16 protein-coding genes are annotated in these 17,054 nt (G+C 47.4%); 10 read left to right on the forward strand and 6 right to left on the reverse strand.

Annotated features, from left to right (window positions below):
* Positions 1-2: 2 nt before the first annotated feature.
* Genes VC159_RS02420 through VC159_RS02430 form a run of 3 tightly spaced genes read right to left on the reverse strand, consistent with a single transcriptional unit; the run spans position 3 to position 2,147 of the window.
* Positions 3-782, reverse strand: a complete 780-nt coding sequence (locus VC159_RS02420) for a BPSS1780 family membrane protein (protein ID WP_323472602.1) — start codon at positions 780-782, stop codon at positions 3-5.
* Entirely contained in the window at positions 779-1,753 is a 975-nt protein-coding gene (locus tag VC159_RS02425; protein WP_323472603.1) for a homoserine kinase, read from the reverse strand. Before VC159_RS02425 ends, VC159_RS02420 begins: the two co-directional genes overlap by 4 nt.
* Before the next feature lie 22 nt (positions 1,754-1,775).
* Positions 1,776-2,147, reverse strand: coding sequence for a hypothetical protein (locus VC159_RS02430; protein ID WP_251367715.1), 372 nt, complete (start codon positions 2,145-2,147; stop codon positions 1,776-1,778).
* 116 nt (positions 2,148-2,263) lie between these two features.
* Between VC159_RS02430 and polA the strand changes: the two genes are divergently transcribed.
* Genes polA through VC159_RS02445 form a run of 3 tightly spaced genes read left to right on the forward strand, consistent with a single transcriptional unit; the run spans position 2,264 to position 6,780 of the window.
* Positions 2,264-5,089 (forward strand): DNA polymerase I, encoded by a 2,826-nt coding sequence (gene polA / locus VC159_RS02435; RefSeq protein WP_323472604.1) that lies wholly within the window; start codon positions 2,264-2,266, stop codon positions 5,087-5,089.
* Positions 5,090-5,125: 36 nt separating this feature from the next.
* A complete protein-coding gene (locus VC159_RS02440) occupies positions 5,126-6,001 on the forward strand; it encodes a dienelactone hydrolase family protein (RefSeq protein WP_323472605.1) in 876 nt (291 codons plus the stop codon).
* On the forward strand, positions 5,998-6,780 hold the full coding sequence (locus VC159_RS02445; RefSeq protein WP_416350439.1) for a ZIP family metal transporter: 783 nt from the start codon (positions 5,998-6,000) through the stop codon (positions 6,778-6,780). Before VC159_RS02440 ends, VC159_RS02445 begins: the two co-directional genes overlap by 4 nt.
* Positions 6,781-6,786: 6 nt before the next feature.
* Here VC159_RS02445 and VC159_RS02450 read toward each other — a convergent pair whose 3' ends face one another.
* On the reverse strand, positions 6,787-7,617 hold the full coding sequence (locus tag VC159_RS02450; protein WP_323472607.1) for a sulfurtransferase: 831 nt from the start codon (positions 7,615-7,617) through the stop codon (positions 6,787-6,789).
* A 70-nt stretch (positions 7,618-7,687) separates the two neighbouring features.
* A complete protein-coding gene (locus tag VC159_RS02455; RefSeq protein WP_323472608.1) occupies positions 7,688-8,794 on the reverse strand; it encodes an aromatic ring-hydroxylating dioxygenase subunit alpha in 1,107 nt (368 codons plus the stop codon).
* Positions 8,795-8,956: 162 nt separating this feature from the next.
* Between VC159_RS02455 and xseB the strand changes: the two genes are divergently transcribed.
* The 4 genes from xseB to folE2 are packed head-to-tail and all read left to right on the forward strand — an operon-like array spanning position 8,957 to position 12,895.
* Positions 8,957-9,190: an exodeoxyribonuclease VII small subunit gene (gene xseB / locus VC159_RS02460; RefSeq protein WP_072582862.1), complete on the forward strand. Its 234-nt coding sequence runs from the start codon at positions 8,957-8,959 to the stop codon at positions 9,188-9,190.
* Positions 9,191-10,087, forward strand: coding sequence for a farnesyl diphosphate synthase (locus VC159_RS02465; RefSeq protein ID WP_323472609.1), 897 nt, complete (start codon positions 9,191-9,193; stop codon positions 10,085-10,087).
* A 53-nt stretch (positions 10,088-10,140) separates the two neighbouring features.
* Positions 10,141-12,042, forward strand: a complete 1,902-nt coding sequence (gene dxs, locus VC159_RS02470; protein WP_323472610.1) for a 1-deoxy-D-xylulose-5-phosphate synthase — start codon at positions 10,141-10,143, stop codon at positions 12,040-12,042.
* 25 nt (positions 12,043-12,067) lie between these two features.
* Positions 12,068-12,895 carry a GTP cyclohydrolase FolE2 gene (folE2, locus tag VC159_RS02475; RefSeq protein ID WP_323472611.1) on the forward strand — a complete coding sequence of 276 codons (828 nt, stop codon included), beginning with the start codon at positions 12,068-12,070 and terminating at the stop codon, positions 12,893-12,895.
* A 12-nt stretch (positions 12,896-12,907) separates the two neighbouring features.
* Here folE2 and tsaD read toward each other — a convergent pair whose 3' ends face one another.
* A complete protein-coding gene (gene tsaD / locus VC159_RS02480) occupies positions 12,908-13,981 on the reverse strand; it encodes a tRNA (adenosine(37)-N6)-threonylcarbamoyltransferase complex transferase subunit TsaD (RefSeq protein ID WP_323472612.1) in 1,074 nt (357 codons plus the stop codon).
* Between the two features lie 77 nt (positions 13,982-14,058).
* Here tsaD and rpsU point away from each other — a divergent pair, with 77 nt between their 5' ends.
* The 3 genes from rpsU (at position 14,059) to dnaG (ending at position 16,863) form a co-directional block, all read left to right on the forward strand.
* Entirely contained in the window at positions 14,059-14,271 is a 213-nt protein-coding gene (gene rpsU / locus VC159_RS02485) for a 30S ribosomal protein S21 (RefSeq protein WP_011903537.1), read from the forward strand.
* Between the two features lie 128 nt (positions 14,272-14,399).
* The gene (locus VC159_RS02490) at positions 14,400-14,846 is read left to right on the forward strand and encodes a GatB/YqeY domain-containing protein (protein WP_215358464.1); all 447 of its coding nucleotides are present in this window, start codon (positions 14,400-14,402) and stop codon (positions 14,844-14,846) included.
* 49 nt (positions 14,847-14,895) lie between these two features.
* Positions 14,896-16,863, forward strand: a complete 1,968-nt coding sequence (gene dnaG / locus VC159_RS02495; protein ID WP_323472613.1) for a DNA primase — start codon at positions 14,896-14,898, stop codon at positions 16,861-16,863.
* The last annotated feature ends 191 nt before the right edge of the window (positions 16,864-17,054 follow it).

Raw genomic sequence — 17,054 nt, forward strand, 5'->3', positions numbered from 1 at the left:
AATTAAACAGGCAACACCACTTCATCTTCTGTGAAGCAAGCTTTCCAAGTTGCATAAAAAGAGCAGTGCATTATTGTCAAACCCGCCATGGAAATCGGGGCGATGATGAATGAGGCTGCCTGCCCCAGATCAAGAGCATCAAAAATTATTCCCACTGTTAGCGGAATGGCGATCAGAATGGCGCTCCAAATAGCTAGATACAGAAAGAACGCGGCTTTATTGGCCCAGCACGCTAATGCGCTAGAGAAGAGTGCTTGTGGCACAGACATATCGGCCCATGCAACTAAGACTGGTGAAAACCACATCAACATCGCTACTGGTATGTACAGTATCGCGCCAAAGCAAAGCACCAAGTAAACCTGACGCAAAGCCTCGGGCGTGATGGGTTTATCACTAGTCATCAGTGGAAGCAGTAATTCAAAGTCAACTAAGAGACTTAAGATAAAGCTGAGCAACAAAATCATGCCGGCATACACCAGGCCTAATTGCAGAATTCTTTTTCGCACGATTGGGCTAGACCGCAGGGCTATCAAATAGACCATCGGCCTAATACGCTCCTTTTGAATGCCCTGGCGGCAAGCAGTCATAAATCCAACAGAAAGAGTTGGCGTGAGCAGAAGAACTGCAAAGACGCCAATCACTGGAATAACGACTGCTAGCTGCGCTGCAAAGACGTACATAAAGACCAGCATTAAAAAGCCCAAGGGATTTTGTTTAAAGAGCCAAATGCCTTGTCTAATCCAGATGTAGCCTTCTTTGGGTGCTACGGAATTCAGTTTCATAGTGAGCGGCGACTTAAAAGAATGCGTTCAAAGTGCGTAGGGTCATGCGGGGTAAGCATCTGCGCATCACGCGGCAAATAGAAATCCCAGAGTCTTGAAACCCAGAAGCGTAAAGCTGCTGCACGCAACATGAGTGGCCAGCTAGCCTGCTCTTCTTTGGTGAGAGGGCGAACCGACTGATAGGCTTTCATGAACGCATCTAAGCGAACAGGATCTAAATCTTGCTTGTTATCTGCAAGACACCAATCATTGGCAGTCACGGCGATATCAAATAGCCATTTATCAGTGCCAGCAAAGTAAAAATCAAAGAAGCCACCCAAATGATCTTGAGAGATATCGGATCCTTTGGGATCAAATAAAACATTGTCGCGGAAGAGATCGCAATGACTCGCCCCTTGCGGCAATCCATCATAGGTGCCTGAGGCAAAAAATTCCTCTTGAGTTTTTAACTCATGAGTAATGAGTTCTTTCTGGGGCGTGCTTAAGTGTGGCAATACCGAAGGTATTGTTTTCTGCCACCAAGCAAGGCTACGAAGATTCTCTTGGGATTTAGGAAAATCTTTTCCAGCCAAATGCATCTTCGCCAGCATCTCGCCAACAAGAGCGCAATGATTGGCTTCTGGTTGGAGTCTGGAAAGGCCTGGTAGCTTGGTAACAATGGCTGCCGGCTTGCCTTTGAGAGTAAACAGAATGTTGCCCTGCTTGTTCTCAATCGGCTTCGGAACAGGTACACCTTTGTTTGCTAGGTGGCGCATTAACTCTAAATAGAAAGGCAGTTGCTGCGCAGATAACCTTTCAAAGATTGTTAAAACATATTCCTGCTTCTTGCCATCCTTGGTGGTATCTAAGAAAAAATTAGAGTTTTCAATACCACCATGAATGCCACGAATTTCAGTGGCTTGACCGATATCAAAGTCTTGAGAAATCCATTGAGAAATATCTTCAAGCTCGATCGGGGTAAATACAGCCATAAATCAGTAAATACTTTTCAAATTAAAAGGGAATGCTGACGCTAGGAACGCTGATCAGATCGGTATCTTTTGGAGGTCCTGGCATCACGGATGTGGGTGGCGCCATTTCATAGCTGGTGTATGGCGTTTTTACATCTACCTGTGTTGGAGAATTGACATCTTTGTATTCGGTAACGGTGGTGCCGTTTTTATCTCGGTATTGATAGTTTGGCTTGCGTTGCTCAGGGTTGGATGTCGCGCCACTTGCGCTCACCGCAGGTGCGAGTGGCTGACTATTGATGCGGTTTAATTCCGATGGACTCAGAGCCTGGCTGTTATTCTGAGCTTGGGCTGAAGTGGTACCAAAAAGTCCAAAAACCACCAAAAAACTCATTAGGGTTAGGCTTTGACTCATTGAGTGGCTAATTAAGTTCGTTAAATAATGCATTTTTTCACCTTTTTAAGCCTACTCTCGGGCGGTTCCTTAACCAGACCTGTAGGCAATTCACAACTAGATTGTACGATTGCGGTATGACTAAACATAGACTCTTGTTGGTAGACGGTTCTAGCTACCTCTATCGCGCCTTCCACGCCATGCCAGACCTCAGAAATGGGGCTGGAGAGCCTACTGGGGCTATTTATGGCATGGTGAATATGATGCGCCGGGCCCGATCTGAGCTCAAGGCCGACCATATTGCCTGTGTTTTTGATGCCAAGGGGAAGACCTTCCGCGACGAAATGTACTCGGAATATAAGGCGCATCGCTCCCCCATGCCTGAGGATTTGGTTAAACAGATTGAGCCGATTCATGCGATGGTGAAGGCTTTAGGATGGCCCGTATTGATGGTCTCCGGTGTTGAGGCGGATGATGTCATTGGGACTTTAGCTTGCCAAGCTACGCAAGCGGGTTGGGAAACCATCATCTCCACGGGTGATAAAGATTTGGCGCAATTGGTAAATCCTTCAGTCACCCTCATCAATACGATGACAAATGAAAAGTTAGATATTGAAGGTGTCAAAGAAAAGTTTGGCGTACCACCAGAATTGATTGTGGATTATTTGTCCATCATCGGCGATACCGTGGATAACGTGCCAGGTGTTCCAAAGGCGGGACCAAAGACGGCCAATAAATGGCTAGCGGAATTTGGTAATCTCGATAACTTGATGGCAAATGCCGATCAAGTTAAAGGCGTGGTTGGTGAAAACTTGCGCGCTACGCTTCCTTGGTTGCCGCAAGCTCGTCAACTCATTACGGTAAAAACCGATTGTGATTTATCACCCCATTTACCAAGCTTAGATGACTTGCATGCCAAGTCTGAAGACGCGCCTTTATTACGTGAATTATTTGAGCGCTATGCATTTAAGACTTGGTTGCGTGACGTAGAAAAGCAGCTCACAAGCCCGGATAGTAAGGCTGAGCCAGCAAGCTTTGATTTGGCGGGTAGCCCAATTTCTTCCTCTGAGGGCGGAGCAGATAAAGAAAAAAAGACGCGCGTGATTGCTAGTTCGCCGACTAGAGATTTGTCACAAGAAACTCGAGACTCACAAGATGCGGTCGAGCGTCACTACGAATGCGTAGTGGACGAAGCAAGTTTAGAGAAGTGGCTAAAGAAGATTGAGGCATCTGAATTAACAGCAGTTGATACGGAAACTACTAGTCTTGATGCGCTTGCTGCAGAACTGGTTGGAATTTCTTTATCAGTAAAGCCGGGTGAAGCTTGTTACATTCCAGTTGCTCACCGCAACGGTGAAGTACAACTTGATCGTGACTTAGTGCTTGCGCGCATGAAGCCCTGGTTGGAAGGCGCAACGCATTTAAAAGTAGGTCAAAACTTAAAGTACGACGCCCATATCTTTGGAAACTATGGCATTACCCTAAAGGGTGTTGCATTTGACACCTTGCTAGAGTCTTATGTGCTTGAGTCACACATGCCCCACAATATGGATAGCTTGGCTGAACGTCATCTGGGCATGAAAACCATTCGCTATGAAGAGGTGTGCGGCAAAGGTGTTCACCAGATTGGTTTTGATCAAGTCGATCTCCAAATTGCAACAGACTATGCGGCAGAAGATGCCGACATTACTTTGCGTCTGCATTTGGAGTTGTGGCCACAGATTCAGGAAAACTCAGGCCTGCTCTATATCTATGAAAAGGTAGAAATGCCCGCTATGCGTGTGCTCGGCATCATGGAGCGCAACGGCATTCGGATTGATTCAGCATTGTTGTCCATACAAGGCCAGCAGGTGGGCAAACGTTTGCTTGAGTTAGAAGGCGAAATTCACAAGCTAGCAGGACAGCCTTTTAATATTCAGTCACCTAAGCAGATCGCAGAAATTTTATTTGGACAACTTGAGCTTCCGGTAATTAAAAAGACGCCCTCAGGTGCACCCTCTACCGATGAGGAAGTGTTGCAGAAGTTAGCGGAAGACTATCCCTTGCCTGCGCGTATTTTGGATTACCGCAGTTTGGCAAAGCTAATGTCCACCTATATTGAGAAGCTTCCTCGCATGGCCGATCCCAAGACGGGTCGCGTTCATACTAACTTTTCTCAAGCTACTGCAGTCACAGGTCGCCTGGCATCAAGCGATCCAAACTTGCAAAATATTCCAGTGCGCACAGAAGAGGGTCGTCGTATTCGTGAGGCCTTTATTCCAGCAGATGGATGCAAATTATTGTCGGCGGATTACTCCCAAATTGAGTTGCGCATCATGGCGCATATTGCCGAAGATGAAAATCTCTTAACGGCATTTAAAGAGGGTAAAGACGTTCACCAAGCCACTGCAGCAGAGATTTTTGGTGTCCCATTGGATGATGTTAATTCTGAGCAGCGTCGTTACGCCAAAGTCATTAACTTTGGGCTGATCTACGGCATGAGTGCTTTTGGATTGGCTGGTAACTTGGGTATTGAGCGCTCTGCTGCGCAAAACTATATTGCGAAATACTTTGATCGTTATCCAGGGGTTGCTCAATATATGGAGCGTACCCGCCTCGAAGCGAGAGAGAATGGCTATGTAGAAACGGTCTTTGGGCGACGTCTTTGGCTGCCAGAGATCAAGGGCTCTAATGGTCCGCGACGCCAAGGTGCTGAGCGGGCAGCAATTAATGCCCCAATGCAAGGTACCGCAGCTGACTTAATCAAATTGGCCATGATCGCCGTTGAGGATTGGCTTGAAAAAGAGCAGCTCAAGACTAAGCTTCTACTACAGGTTCATGATGAGTTGGTCCTAGATGTGCCTTTTGATGAGCTTGAACTAGTACAGGCTAAATTACCTGGTTTGATGTGCAATGTCGCCCAGTTAAAGGTGCCTTTGGTGGTTAGTATTGGGATTGGCGATAATTGGGAAGAAGCGCACTAACTATTCAATGAGAAATGCAAGCCAGGAGACAAGGTAATGAGTAAAGACATTCAAAATAGTCGACGCAATTTTATGAAAACATCTGCAATTGGCGCGACTGCTATTGGGGTTGGATTTGTGGGGGCCTCTGAGCCTGTGATGGCTGCGGCTATTGAAACCGATTTCAAAGGCATCAAAGCTGGCGAGCAGATGATCCCCGTAGTCAGCTTTCAGTTGCCAGCGTATGTCTCTCGACCTGAAAAGGCTAAAGGCTCTTTGCCCATCATTATTGTGGCGAGCGAGATTTTTGGTGTGCATGAATACATTGCTGATGTCACCAGACGTTTTGCGAAGTTGGGATATCTTGCGATTGCCCCAGAGTTTTTTACGCGCGCAGGCGACCCTAATACTTACGGCACTATTGCTGAAATTATGACTAATATTGTGGCCAAGACTCCGGATGCTCAAGTCTTGAACGATCTACAAGCTGCTTTAGTGTGGGCTGGCAAAAATGGCGGTGACTTAAAACGCGTCGGTGTTACTGGCTTCTGTTGGGGTGGTCGTATTACTTGGTTGTCCGCAACCTTGCCGCAGGTGCGTGCCGGTGTAGCATGGTACGGTCGTCTCATCGGCGAGAAGACTGAGGGCAATCCTCGCCATCCTATAGATATTGCTGCTGATTTAAAAGCGCCAGTGCTCGGCTTGTATGGCGCCGCGGATACCGGGATTTCTTTGGAAAGTATTGATCAAATGCGCGCAGCTTTGGCGCAGGCCGCTCCTAGGAATCCTGTTGCCAAGGCTTGTGAATTTGTGGTTTATCCAGATACCCCCCATGCATTCCATGCTGATTACCGAGCTAGCTATCGTGAAGGTCCTGCGAAAGATGGTTGGGAAAAGTGCCTAGCCTGGTTTAAGAAAAACGGAGTGGCATAAGCTCGATGACTGTTTTACAAAGCATCCTCCTGGTGACTGCGTTAGCGGGAACTGCTAGCGTCTTGGTGGCTGCAAGCTGTTCTTTGGCCATGCTCTCCAAGATGGTCAACAATATGGTGAGCCTATCGGTTGGCATCTTGCTAGCAACCGCTTTGCTCCACTCCTTGCCTGAGGCATTTAGCATGGAAGGTGCAAAACCTCAGTTCTTATTTGCTACTTTGCTTGCTGGGTTATTGGGTTTCTTCTTGCTTGAGAAGATCGCTTTACTGCGACACGACCATCATCATGAAGGTGATGGTCACCACCACCACCATGGCCATGATGCGGAAAATGCTGGGCGTAGTGGCTGGATGATTTTGGTTGGGGATGGCATTCATAACTTCGTAGATGGCATCTTGATTGCTGCAGCCTTTATGGCCGACTATCAAGTAGGTATCTTCACTGCCATTGCCATCATTGCCCATGAAATCCCGCAAGAGATCGGCGATTTCATTGTCTTGTTAAATGCTGGCTTTTCCCGTACACGAGCCTTGTTGTACAACCTTATCTGCGGTTTATCAGCAGTAGTGGGTGGCGTATTGGCTTATTTCTTCTTGGAAAAAGCGCATGCAGCGATGCCATATTTATTGGTAGTCGCTTCTAGTAGTTTTATTTATATTGCGGTGAGTGATCTCATCCCGCAAATGCACCGTCGCCCACACTGGGTCGAGTCTTTACGTCAGACGGTCTTGATTGCTTGTGGCGTAGGGTTTGTGATCCTACTGTCCCTATTGCACTAACAAGCTTTACAGTTCAACAGGCCTTTTGGGGTCTGCGCACCATTCGCTCCAGCTACCTGCATACAGGCGTGAGCCTTTAAAGCCAGCAAGCTCCATCCCCAGAAGATTATGGCAAGCAGTGACGCCAGATCCGCACTGATGAATGACTTCAGAGGCTTTAGTAGTCCCGAGGAATTCTGAAAATTCTTTGAATAACTGCTCAGGAGTTTTGAATGCAGTCGCATTGAGATTATTTTTAAAGAAGCGATTCATCGCCCCCGGAATATGTCCACCAACTGGATCCAGTGTTTCATTTTGACCATGAAAGCGATCTTCAGTTCGTGCATCGATGATTTTGTTTTTCTTTGTCTCTAGATTAGCCACCACTTCATCAACTAGAACCAGCCCCGCATAAGGCATCACTCCAATGGCTTCGGCGCAAGGGGTAGGCGCTCTTGGAATAGAACCCATAGGACCATTCCAAGAATCTAAGCCGCCATCTAGCACCCGAACATTGGCGTGCCCTGTTGCCTTGAGCATCCACCACAAACGGCTGGCATACACAGAGCCTTGTTTGTCATAGGCAACTACTAAGGTATTGGGGTTGATGCCCAAGCGCGTTTTAGTTTGAGCCCAGGCTTCTGGACTGGGCAAGGGATGTCTGCCGTTCGTGCCAGTCTTGCTTCCTGAAAGATCTTTATCGAGGTCTACATAAATGGCACCAGGAATATGACTTTCTTCGTAGGATTTTTTGCCGATCAGTGGGTCGACTAAATCAAAGCGACAGTCACAGAGCAATACATTTTCACCACTATTAATGATTTCTTCTAACTGGTTAGCTGAGATTAGAGGAGTCATGATGCTTCCTATTTTTAGTGATGAGGGTTATTAATAAAGGGTATTAATAAAACCGTAAAGTCTGTTTTGATTATGCGCCTTCGAAGTTCATGACGCGGCGATACCACTCATGAAAATGTTGCATGCCATCTTCCATTGGGCTTTGATATGGACCTACTTCATTAATGCCGCGGGCAAGTAGGGCTGCTCGTCCCTGATCCATACGCTCAGCAATTTCATCATCCTCGATGCAAGTTTCCATATAAGCGGCACGTTCTGCCTCCACAAATTCACGCTCAAACAAAGCAATTTCTTCTGGATAGTAGAACTCGACAATATTGCGCGTTTTACCAGGACCCATTGGGTGCAGTGTTGATACACACAGAACGCCTGGGTACCATTCCACCATGACATTGGGATAGTAGGTAAGCCAGATGGCACCATGGCGTGGGGCTTTACCGTCAAATTGGCGAAGTACAGCTTCATGCCAGTTGCGATAGGTTGGTGAGCCTGGAATTTGTAAATCTTTGTGAATGCCTACGGTTTGAACGCTATGCCAATCGCCAAACTCCCATTGCAGATCTTCGCAAGAAACAAACTTTCCAAGACCTGGATGAAATGGCACAACGTGATAGTCCTCGAGATAAACCTCGATGAATGTTTTCCAGTTGTAGTTACATTCATGTACTTCAACATGGTCAAGAACGTAACCTTCAAACTTGAGGTCATCAGCAACACCCAGCTTGGCAAGATCGGTGCGCACATCGCGTGGACCTTCAAATAACAAGCTTTGCCAATTTTGTAGCGGGGACTTACCAAGATTTAAACAAGGCTTATCTTCAAAGTGAGGGGCGCCTAATAAATTGCCGCCTAAGTCATAAGTCCAGCGATGTAATGGACAAACAATGTTGTCGGCTTTACCGCGACCATTGAGCATCAATGCTTGACGATGGCGACAAACATTGGAAAGAAGTTCTACGCCAGTCTCATTACGAACAAGGATACGACCTTCGTTTTCTGCGCTTAAAGTTTGATAGGAGCCCATTTCAGGCACCATCAATTCGTGACCAACATAGCCGGGCCCCTGCTTAAAAAGCAGTTCAATTTCCCGCTGATACAGGTCAGCGTCAAAATATGCCGAAACCGGCAATTGCAAATTGGACGGCGCAAGCTTCTGCGCGGTAGCCAGATTAGTCATTCTCCCCACCCCCGAAAACGTCAGCCGAAGCTAAGCGGAATAACCAATCCAACCATCGACGGATCGATATTGGAAAGGAAGGGGTGGATTATACCCATCCAAACCGCTTCTCGCTTTAATATGTAGGGCTATCTGTGTGGGAAATACCAAGGAATCCAGCTTATGCCAGCCAAGAAGTCAGAGAGTCAAAAACCCGGTCTTGAGGTCCAAATTGACCCCGATTTGCGCTATGAGCAAGCCGTTAAAGAGCTTGAAAAGCTCATTTCGGATATGGAATCTGGCAAATTTTCCCTAGAAGAAACCTTGTTGGCCTATCAACGTGGCGCAGCCTTGCTTAAACATTGTCAGGGAATGCTGGCCCAGGTTGAGCAACAAGTTCGAGTGTTCGAGGCTTAATTGGGCGCTGCTTTTCAATTTCAGGAGTGGATTGCATCTCACTCTGAGCGAACTGAGTTGGCGTTAGATCGCTTGCTCGATTCCGCGCAAACTACGCCGCATCGTTTACATGAGGCTATGCGTTACGCAGCGCAAGGTGGCGGCAAGCGTATTCGCCCCCTATTAGTTTATGCCGCAGGTCAACTTGGCAATAATGCCGAAAGTAGCGAATCATTGGATGCTGCGGCTGTAGCAATTGAATGTATTCATGCTTATTCATTGGTGCACGATGATTTGCCATGCATGGATGATGATGATTTACGTCGCGGTCGTCCGACAGTGCACAAAGCTTTTGATGAAGCAACAGCATTGCTGGTTGGTGATGCATTACAAACCCGCGCTTTTGAAATAGTGGCTAATGCAAATGGTGATACGCAAGTTCGCCTTAACATGATTTCTGCATTAGCGGCTGCCTCTGGCTCACGCGGTATGGCGGGTGGTCAGGCAATTGATTTGGAAAGTGTTGGCAAGAAATTAGACTTGAGTGGCCTAAAACAAATGCATGCTATGAAAACAGGAGCTTTGTTGTCATGCGCTGTGGAATTAGGCGGTATTGCTGCCCACCTAAATCCAACGCAAATGGCGCATTTGGGAAATTACTCAAAGTCCCTAGGATTGGCGTTTCAGATTGTGGATGACGTGCTGGACGCCACTGCGGATAGTCACACCTTGGGTAAGACAGCTGGCAAGGACGCTGCTGCTAATAAGCCGACCTACGTGACCTTGATGGGTTTAGACTATGCACAGAAGCAGGCTAAAGAGTTACAAGAAACCGCAATCGCTAGCTTAGATAGTTTTGGTGCGGCTGCACAAGCATTAAAAGATTTAGCTCTCTTGGTTGTCAATCGCGGCAAGTAAGAGATCAATCAGAGTAATAAGAGAAATTCATCAGTACAGATTATTTAGGTTCAATGACTTTACATTCCATTAACTCCCCCGACGATCTCAAAAAACTCTCCCGCGAAGAGCTACCAGCTCTAGCTGATGAGTTGCGCGAGTTTGTTTTGGATTCTGTATCCAAGACGGGTGGCCATCTCTCGTCCAACCTGGGAACGGTGGAGCTCTCTATTGCCTTGCACTACGTATTCGATACCCCGGACGATCGTATCGTTTGGGATGTTGGCCATCAAAGTTACCCGCACAAGATTCTGACTGGTCGTCGTGTACGTATGGGTAGCTTGCGTCAGTACAAAGGACTATCAGGTTTTCCGCATCGCTCTGAAAGTGAGTTTGATGCTTTTGGTACTGGTCATTCATCCACGAGTATTTCTGCAGCAATGGGTATGGCACGTGCGTTTCAAACCAAGGGTGAACGACATGTGGCTGTAGCAGTGATTGGCGATAGTGCGATGACCGGCGGTATGGCTTTTGAGGCCATGAATAATGCTGGCGTGTATGACGATTTGCCGCTCGTGGTGATTTTGAACGACAACGACATGTCGATCTCGCCTGCTGTGGGCGCCCTTAATCGCCATTTGGCTAGATTGCTTAGCGGCAATATTTATTCGGCGACGAAAAAAGGCATTGACAGTGTTTTATCAATTGCACCCCCTTTGCGTGAGTTTGCTAAACGCCTTGAAGATCACGCCAAAGGGATGGTTTCTCCATCAACAATCTTCCAAGAGTTTGGCTTTAATTATTTCGGCCCGATTGATGGCCATGATTTAGACGCCTTAATCCCGATGCTGCAGAACGTGCGTCGCTTGGCTTTAGAAGGTCGTGGCCCGCAGTTCTTGCATGTGGTTACCAAAAAAGGTCAGGGCTATGAGTTAGCTGAGGCCGATCCTGTGCTGTATCACGGCCCTAGTAAATTTAATCCTGAAGAGGGAGTTAAAAAATCTGCCGCTAGCAAGAAAACATTTACCCAGGTATTTGGTGAGTGGTTATGCGATATGGCGCACGCAGATCCTTTGTTGGTTGGCATTACTCCAGCAATGCGAGAGGGTTCTGGCTTAGTTGAGTTTGAGAAGAGTTTCCCTAAGCGTTACTACGACGTGGGTATTGCTGAGCAGCACGCGGTCACTTTTGCAGCTGGTATGGCATGTGAAGGTATGAAGCCAGTAGTAGCGATTTACTCTACTTTTTTGCAGCGCGCGTATGACCAACTCATTCATGATGTGGCGATACAGGATTTGCCGGTGTTGTTTGCATTGGATCGCGCTGGTCTCGTTGGTGCTGATGGCGCCACCCATGCAGGCGCTTATGACATTCCATTCTTGCGCTGCATTCCGAATATGCTGGTGATGACGCCAGCAGATGAATCGGAATGCCGCGATTTGCTAACGACTGCCTTTCATCAGCCACATCCAAGCGCGGTGCGCTATCCGCGTGGCGCAGGTGTTGGCACTATCCCATCTAAAGAATTGCGTACTCTGCCATTTGGCAAAGGTGAGATTCGTCGTAAATCCACTGCGCCTGCTGGTCAACGCTTGGCGATATTGGCGTTTGGTACCTTGCTCTACCCAGCGCTCGAAGTGGCCGAAGGGATTAATGCAACGGTGGCCAATATGCGCTTTGTGAAGCCGCTCGATGTGGATCTCATCCAATCGTTAGCAGCCGATCATGATTATTTTGTGACGATTGAGGATGGGGCTATTGCTGGCGGTGCTGGTAGCGCTTGTTTAGAAGCGCTCTCGAATCTCGGCATTCATAAACCCCTCTTGCAATTAGGTCTTCCCGATCAATTTATCGAGCATGGTGACTACAGTCTGCTGATGACCAAGTGTGGCTTGGATGTTGAGGGTATTGCCAACTCCATCAAACAGCGTTTTCCAGCAATATTGACTGTAAATTCAGCGCTGGTAGGCAAATAAGCCCGTTTTGCCTGAAAATAGAGTTATGAATGACTTGAATCCCGCCTTTCTGAAAGCCAGCGCTATGCCTGACGTGCAATCCACCTTGGATGAGCGCGCACTTCCTATTGAGCAAGTTGGTATTCGTGGCGTGCGTCACCCGCTGACTATTCGCAGCAAGACGGGTAATTTTCCATCGGTTGGAACTTTTGAGATGGATGTGGCTTTACCTGCTCATGTAAAGGGTACGCACATGTCTCGATTCATGGCGCTTCTCCAAAAACAAGATGCGGCAGTGGATAGCACTACCATTGTTGCCTTAGTACGCGATATGTTGCCTTTGCTCGATGCTAAAGAAGGTCATGTGCAATTTACTTATACGCACTTCGTTAAAAAAGCAGCACCGGTTTCTGGTGTAGAAAGTTTGATGGATTACGAAGTGACTTGGATGGCAACAGCCAAGCAAAATGCAACAGGCGGCGCTGATATTGAATTGGGTTTACGTGCACAAGTTCCAGTGATGAGTTTATGCCCCTGCTCAAAAGAGATCTCTGAGTTTGGTGCGCATAATCAACGCTCACATGTCACTATGACTGTAGCGTTAGATTCCAAAACGCAGATGACGGTAGAAGATTTAGTTGCCGCCGCTGAAAGTGAAGCTTCTAGCGAGTTATGGGGATTGCTCAAGCGCCCTGACGAAAAATGGGTGACTGAGCATTCTTATAGCAACCCGAAGTTCGTAGAAGACTTAGTGCGTGATGTGGCCGGCAATCTCAAGGCAGATCAGCGTATTCGCTCTTTTGTGGTGGAGGCAGAGAACTTTGAATCTATTCACAACCACAGCGCATTCGCCAGAATCAGTCATCAGAAATAACAAGCAATAAATCTATTTCAGATTATTGCTTTGCAAATCCCAGCGGGGTTTGATATCAAAGGCTCCAAATGTTGTGGAGCCATTATTTTTTTCGATCATACGTAGCGCTCCAGCAAAGGCAATCATCACGCCGTTATCTGTGCAGAGTTCAAGTGGTGGGTAATGCACCTCAAAGCTATTTCGTTGCGCTTTGTCATTGAGCGCAGCACGCAGTTGTAAATTGGCACCAACACCACCTGCGAGCACCAAATGTTTGCAAGCTGATTGTTTAAGAGCCTTCTCCGATTTGCTGACAAGAACTGCCACGATGGAGTCAACAAAGCTTCTAGCAAGATCCGCATGAAATTGTGCGACCTCCGAAGGATTCGTAATATTTTTTTCTGTAAACTTTTTCGCTTGATTGAGAACGGCCGTCTTTAACCCCGAGAAAGAAAAATCTAAATCGCCAGAGTGCAGCATGGGTTTAGGTAAATCAAAAATGCCTGGACGACCTTGCTCAGCCAATTTAGAAATGGCTGCGCCACCCGGGTAATCCAAGCCTAGTAATTTGGCCGTCTTATCAAAGGCCTCTCCCGCCGCGTCATCTAAGGTTTCGCCAAGCAGCTCGTATTGACCAATCCCGGAGACCTTCATGAGTTGTGTGTGACCACCTGATACCAGTAGGGCAATAAAGGGGAATTGAGGGCTAGTTTGACCCAAAAGAGGGGAAAGTAGGTGTCCTTCGAGGTGGTGTACCCCAATAGAGGGTAAATTGAGACCTTGGGCTAGGGATTTAGCAAAAGCGCTGCCTACCAGGAGGGCGCCAGCCAGGCCGGGTCCCTGGGTGAATGCCACGGCATCAATATCGGCTAATTTGAGGCCGGATTGGGCTAAGGATTGGTCTAAAAGAGGTAAAACACGGCGAATATGGTCGCGGGAGGCTAATTCGGGGACAACGCCCCCATAGTCCCGGTGCATGGCGATTTGGGAGTGCAAGCCCTGGCCCAGTATGCCCTGGAAGGCCGGTTTACCCTCTTCCCAAGGCGTGGTGTTGTATAAAGCCACCCCGGTCTCGTCACAAGAAGTTTCTATTCCTAAAACAATCATTTTTTTACTTAGCCGTGCTAGAATCGCAATTCAGTTAATTTTTCGATATCTATCGAGCATATACGAGTTAAATAAGTATGACTACAGTCCGCCTCCGCGAAAACGAACCATTTGAAGTGGCATTGCGCCGTTTCAAGCGCACCATTGAAAAGAATGGCCTTTTGACAGACTTGCGTGCACGCGAGTTCTACGAGAAGCCAACGGCTGAACGTAAGCGCAAGAAGGCTGCAGCTGCTAAACGCCATTACAAGCGTATTCGCAGCCAAATGTTGCCTAAGAAGCTTTACTAATAGAATTTAAAAGCTCTCCTCACCGAGAGGCTTTGAAACCCGCTGACGGTGAAACGCAGCGGGTTTTTGCTTTTTAATCACCATTATTAAATGTTCGACGTTTTATATTCAACACCAGGAATAAAGCCATGAGTCTAAAAGATCAAATCACCGAAGATATGAAAAACGCTATGCGCGCTAAAGAAGTTGAGCGCCTTGGAACGATTCGTCTTTTGTTGGCGGCGATTAAGCAACGCGAAGTCGATGAGCGCATTGTGGTTGACGATGCTGGCGTGATTGCGACTGTCGAAAAAATGATTAAGCAACGCAAAGATTCAATCTCTCAGTTTGAAAAAGCCAATCGCGACGATTTAGTTGCGATTGAAGCTGCCGAGATGGTAATTTTGCAAACCTACTTGCCTGCGCAGTTATCCGATGCTGAAGTAGAGGCTGCAGTAGCTGCTGCCGTTGCTTCCACTGGCGCTGCAGGCCCACAGGATATGGGTAAGGTCATTGGCGTACTTAAAGGTCAATTGGCTGGCAAAGCAGATATGGGTAAAGTATCTGGCTTGGTAAAAGCCGCATTGGCAAAGTAAGTAAACTCAGCAGCTAGTCAAGAAAGCAAAATCCTTTCATACTGGCTACATGGCGCTCATCCCACAATCCTTCATTGCCGATCTTTTAAATCGGGTTGATATCGTTGATGTGGTTGGGCAGCACGTTAAGCTAAAAAAAGCGGGCGCGAACTTTCAGGGTTTGTGCCCCTTTCATTCAGAGAAATCCCCCTCATTTTCGGTATCGCCTACTAAACAGTTTTATCACTGCTTTGGTTGTGGCGCTCATGGCTCTGCCATTAGCTTCTTAATGGAGTATTCCGGACTTGGATATGTAGATGCGATCGAGGATCTTGCCCGTTCTGCGGGTTTGGATGTGCCTCGTGAGGAGCGCACTGCGAATGATGTAGCAAGACAGCAGCAAGCAATGGCATTGAGTGAGGTGATGAGTGCTGCTGCTGATTGGTATCGCCAACAACTAAAGGGCAACACTAGGGCGGTTGAGTATTTAAAAGGTCGCGGACTTACCGGTGAGATTGCTAAGCGTTATGCCTTGGGTTACGCGCCTGACGGCTGGCAGGGTCTTGAGGCGGTGTTTGGCGCTTACTCCAACGATGAGATAGCGAAGACCTTGGTGGAAGGCGGCTTGCTTATTCAGGGTGAGCAGTCCGAAGGTGCGAATGTAAAGCGCTACGACCGTTTCCGTGACCGCATTATGTTTCCTATTCGTAATCCCAAAGGTCAAACCATTGGCTTTGGTGGGCGGATTTTGGATCAAGGTGAGCCAAAGTATTTAAATTCTCCTGAGACGCCATTGTTCTCAAAAGGCAATACGCTCTATGGCTTGTTTGAAGCAAGACAAGCGATTCGTGCACAAGAATATGTTTTGGTATGCGAAGGTTATATGGATGTTGTTGCCTTAGCGCAATTGGGGTTCCCCAACGCAGTTGCAACACTGGGTACGGCTTGTACGGCAAACCATGTACGCATGCTACTCAGACAAACCGAGAAAGTGGTTTTCTCATTTGATGGCGACTCTGCTGGTCAACGTGCGGCACAGCGTGCACTTGAAGCATGCTTACCACTCATGTCAGACGATAAAGAAATTCGCTTTCTATTTTTGCCGACAGAACATGATCCCGATAGTTATGTGCGTGCTTATGGAGCACCTGCTTTTGAGAAGGTCATAAAAGAAGCGATGTCTATCTCTAGCTTCTTCTTTAAAGTAGTCAGTGAAGGTCATGAGCAAACCACTCCAGAAGGTCGAGCCCATACCCATCATGCTGCTAAACCGCTATTACTCTCGATGCCCCCTATTGCTTTGCGTACGCAAATCTTACGTGAGTTGGCAATCCGAACGAATACAACCCCTGCAGAGCTTGAGGCATTTTGCGGCTTAACTGTTGCACCTGCGCCTGTTCGTCAAACTACTTATCAGCCAGCGCAGGCGCGCTATCAAGGTGGCCAAGGTAACCAAAGTAGCCAAAATAATTTTTCTAATAATGGCAATCGTCAAGGCGCACCTTGGCAGGCATCCAAAGGATCTGCAAAACGAGTAGCCACTCAAAGTATTGAGCCACCCAAGGCGCCAACGGATTTGGCTGAACAAATGCTGCGAGTCATCATTCAGTTTCCGCATTTAGGAAAAGCATTGGATGAAAATAAGCGCGCACTGGCATTAAAAGCAGCAGAGCAGAGATCCGAAAAAGCCCACGCTTTGATGAAAGACCTTTTGTCACAGTGTGACTTGGTTGAGTTGATTCCAGGTGAGGGCAATAAGCCAGCGATCGCGGGTGCCGGTGCATTTGCCATGTTCCAAGATCAACTCTCTCGTAGTGAGTTAGCTCCTCTCTATGAGGTCCTGAGAAATCGAGTGATGGGCTCCGATTTGGAGTTAGAGGGTGCGGCTGCTGATCTTGAGGGGGCGTTCAAAAAGCTGGAGTTAACCCATCTCAAGCAAGAAATGACTGAAATTGCCCAAAAGATCTCTGGAAGCACTGCTTCCGAACAAGATAAGGCCCGTTATCGGGAATTGGGCGAAAAGCTGAAATTCTCCTAAGAATTTACTGAAGCACCCCTAGAAATTCCCCGAAATTACCCCATATCTTTAAGTGTTACGGGGGTAAAAAAGTCGCAATCGACTATAATCCTCTGTTCCCAAGAAAAAACCGATTTAATTCAGCCACTTGCGCTTTATTTTGATGAAATTTGGGGTAAGTGGGTAAGTGAGTTACTACGGGGCTGTGTTTC

Source organism: Polynucleobacter sp. JS-JIR-II-c23, assembly GCF_035011225.1.
Taxonomy (GTDB): Bacteria; Pseudomonadota; Gammaproteobacteria; order Burkholderiales; family Burkholderiaceae; genus Polynucleobacter.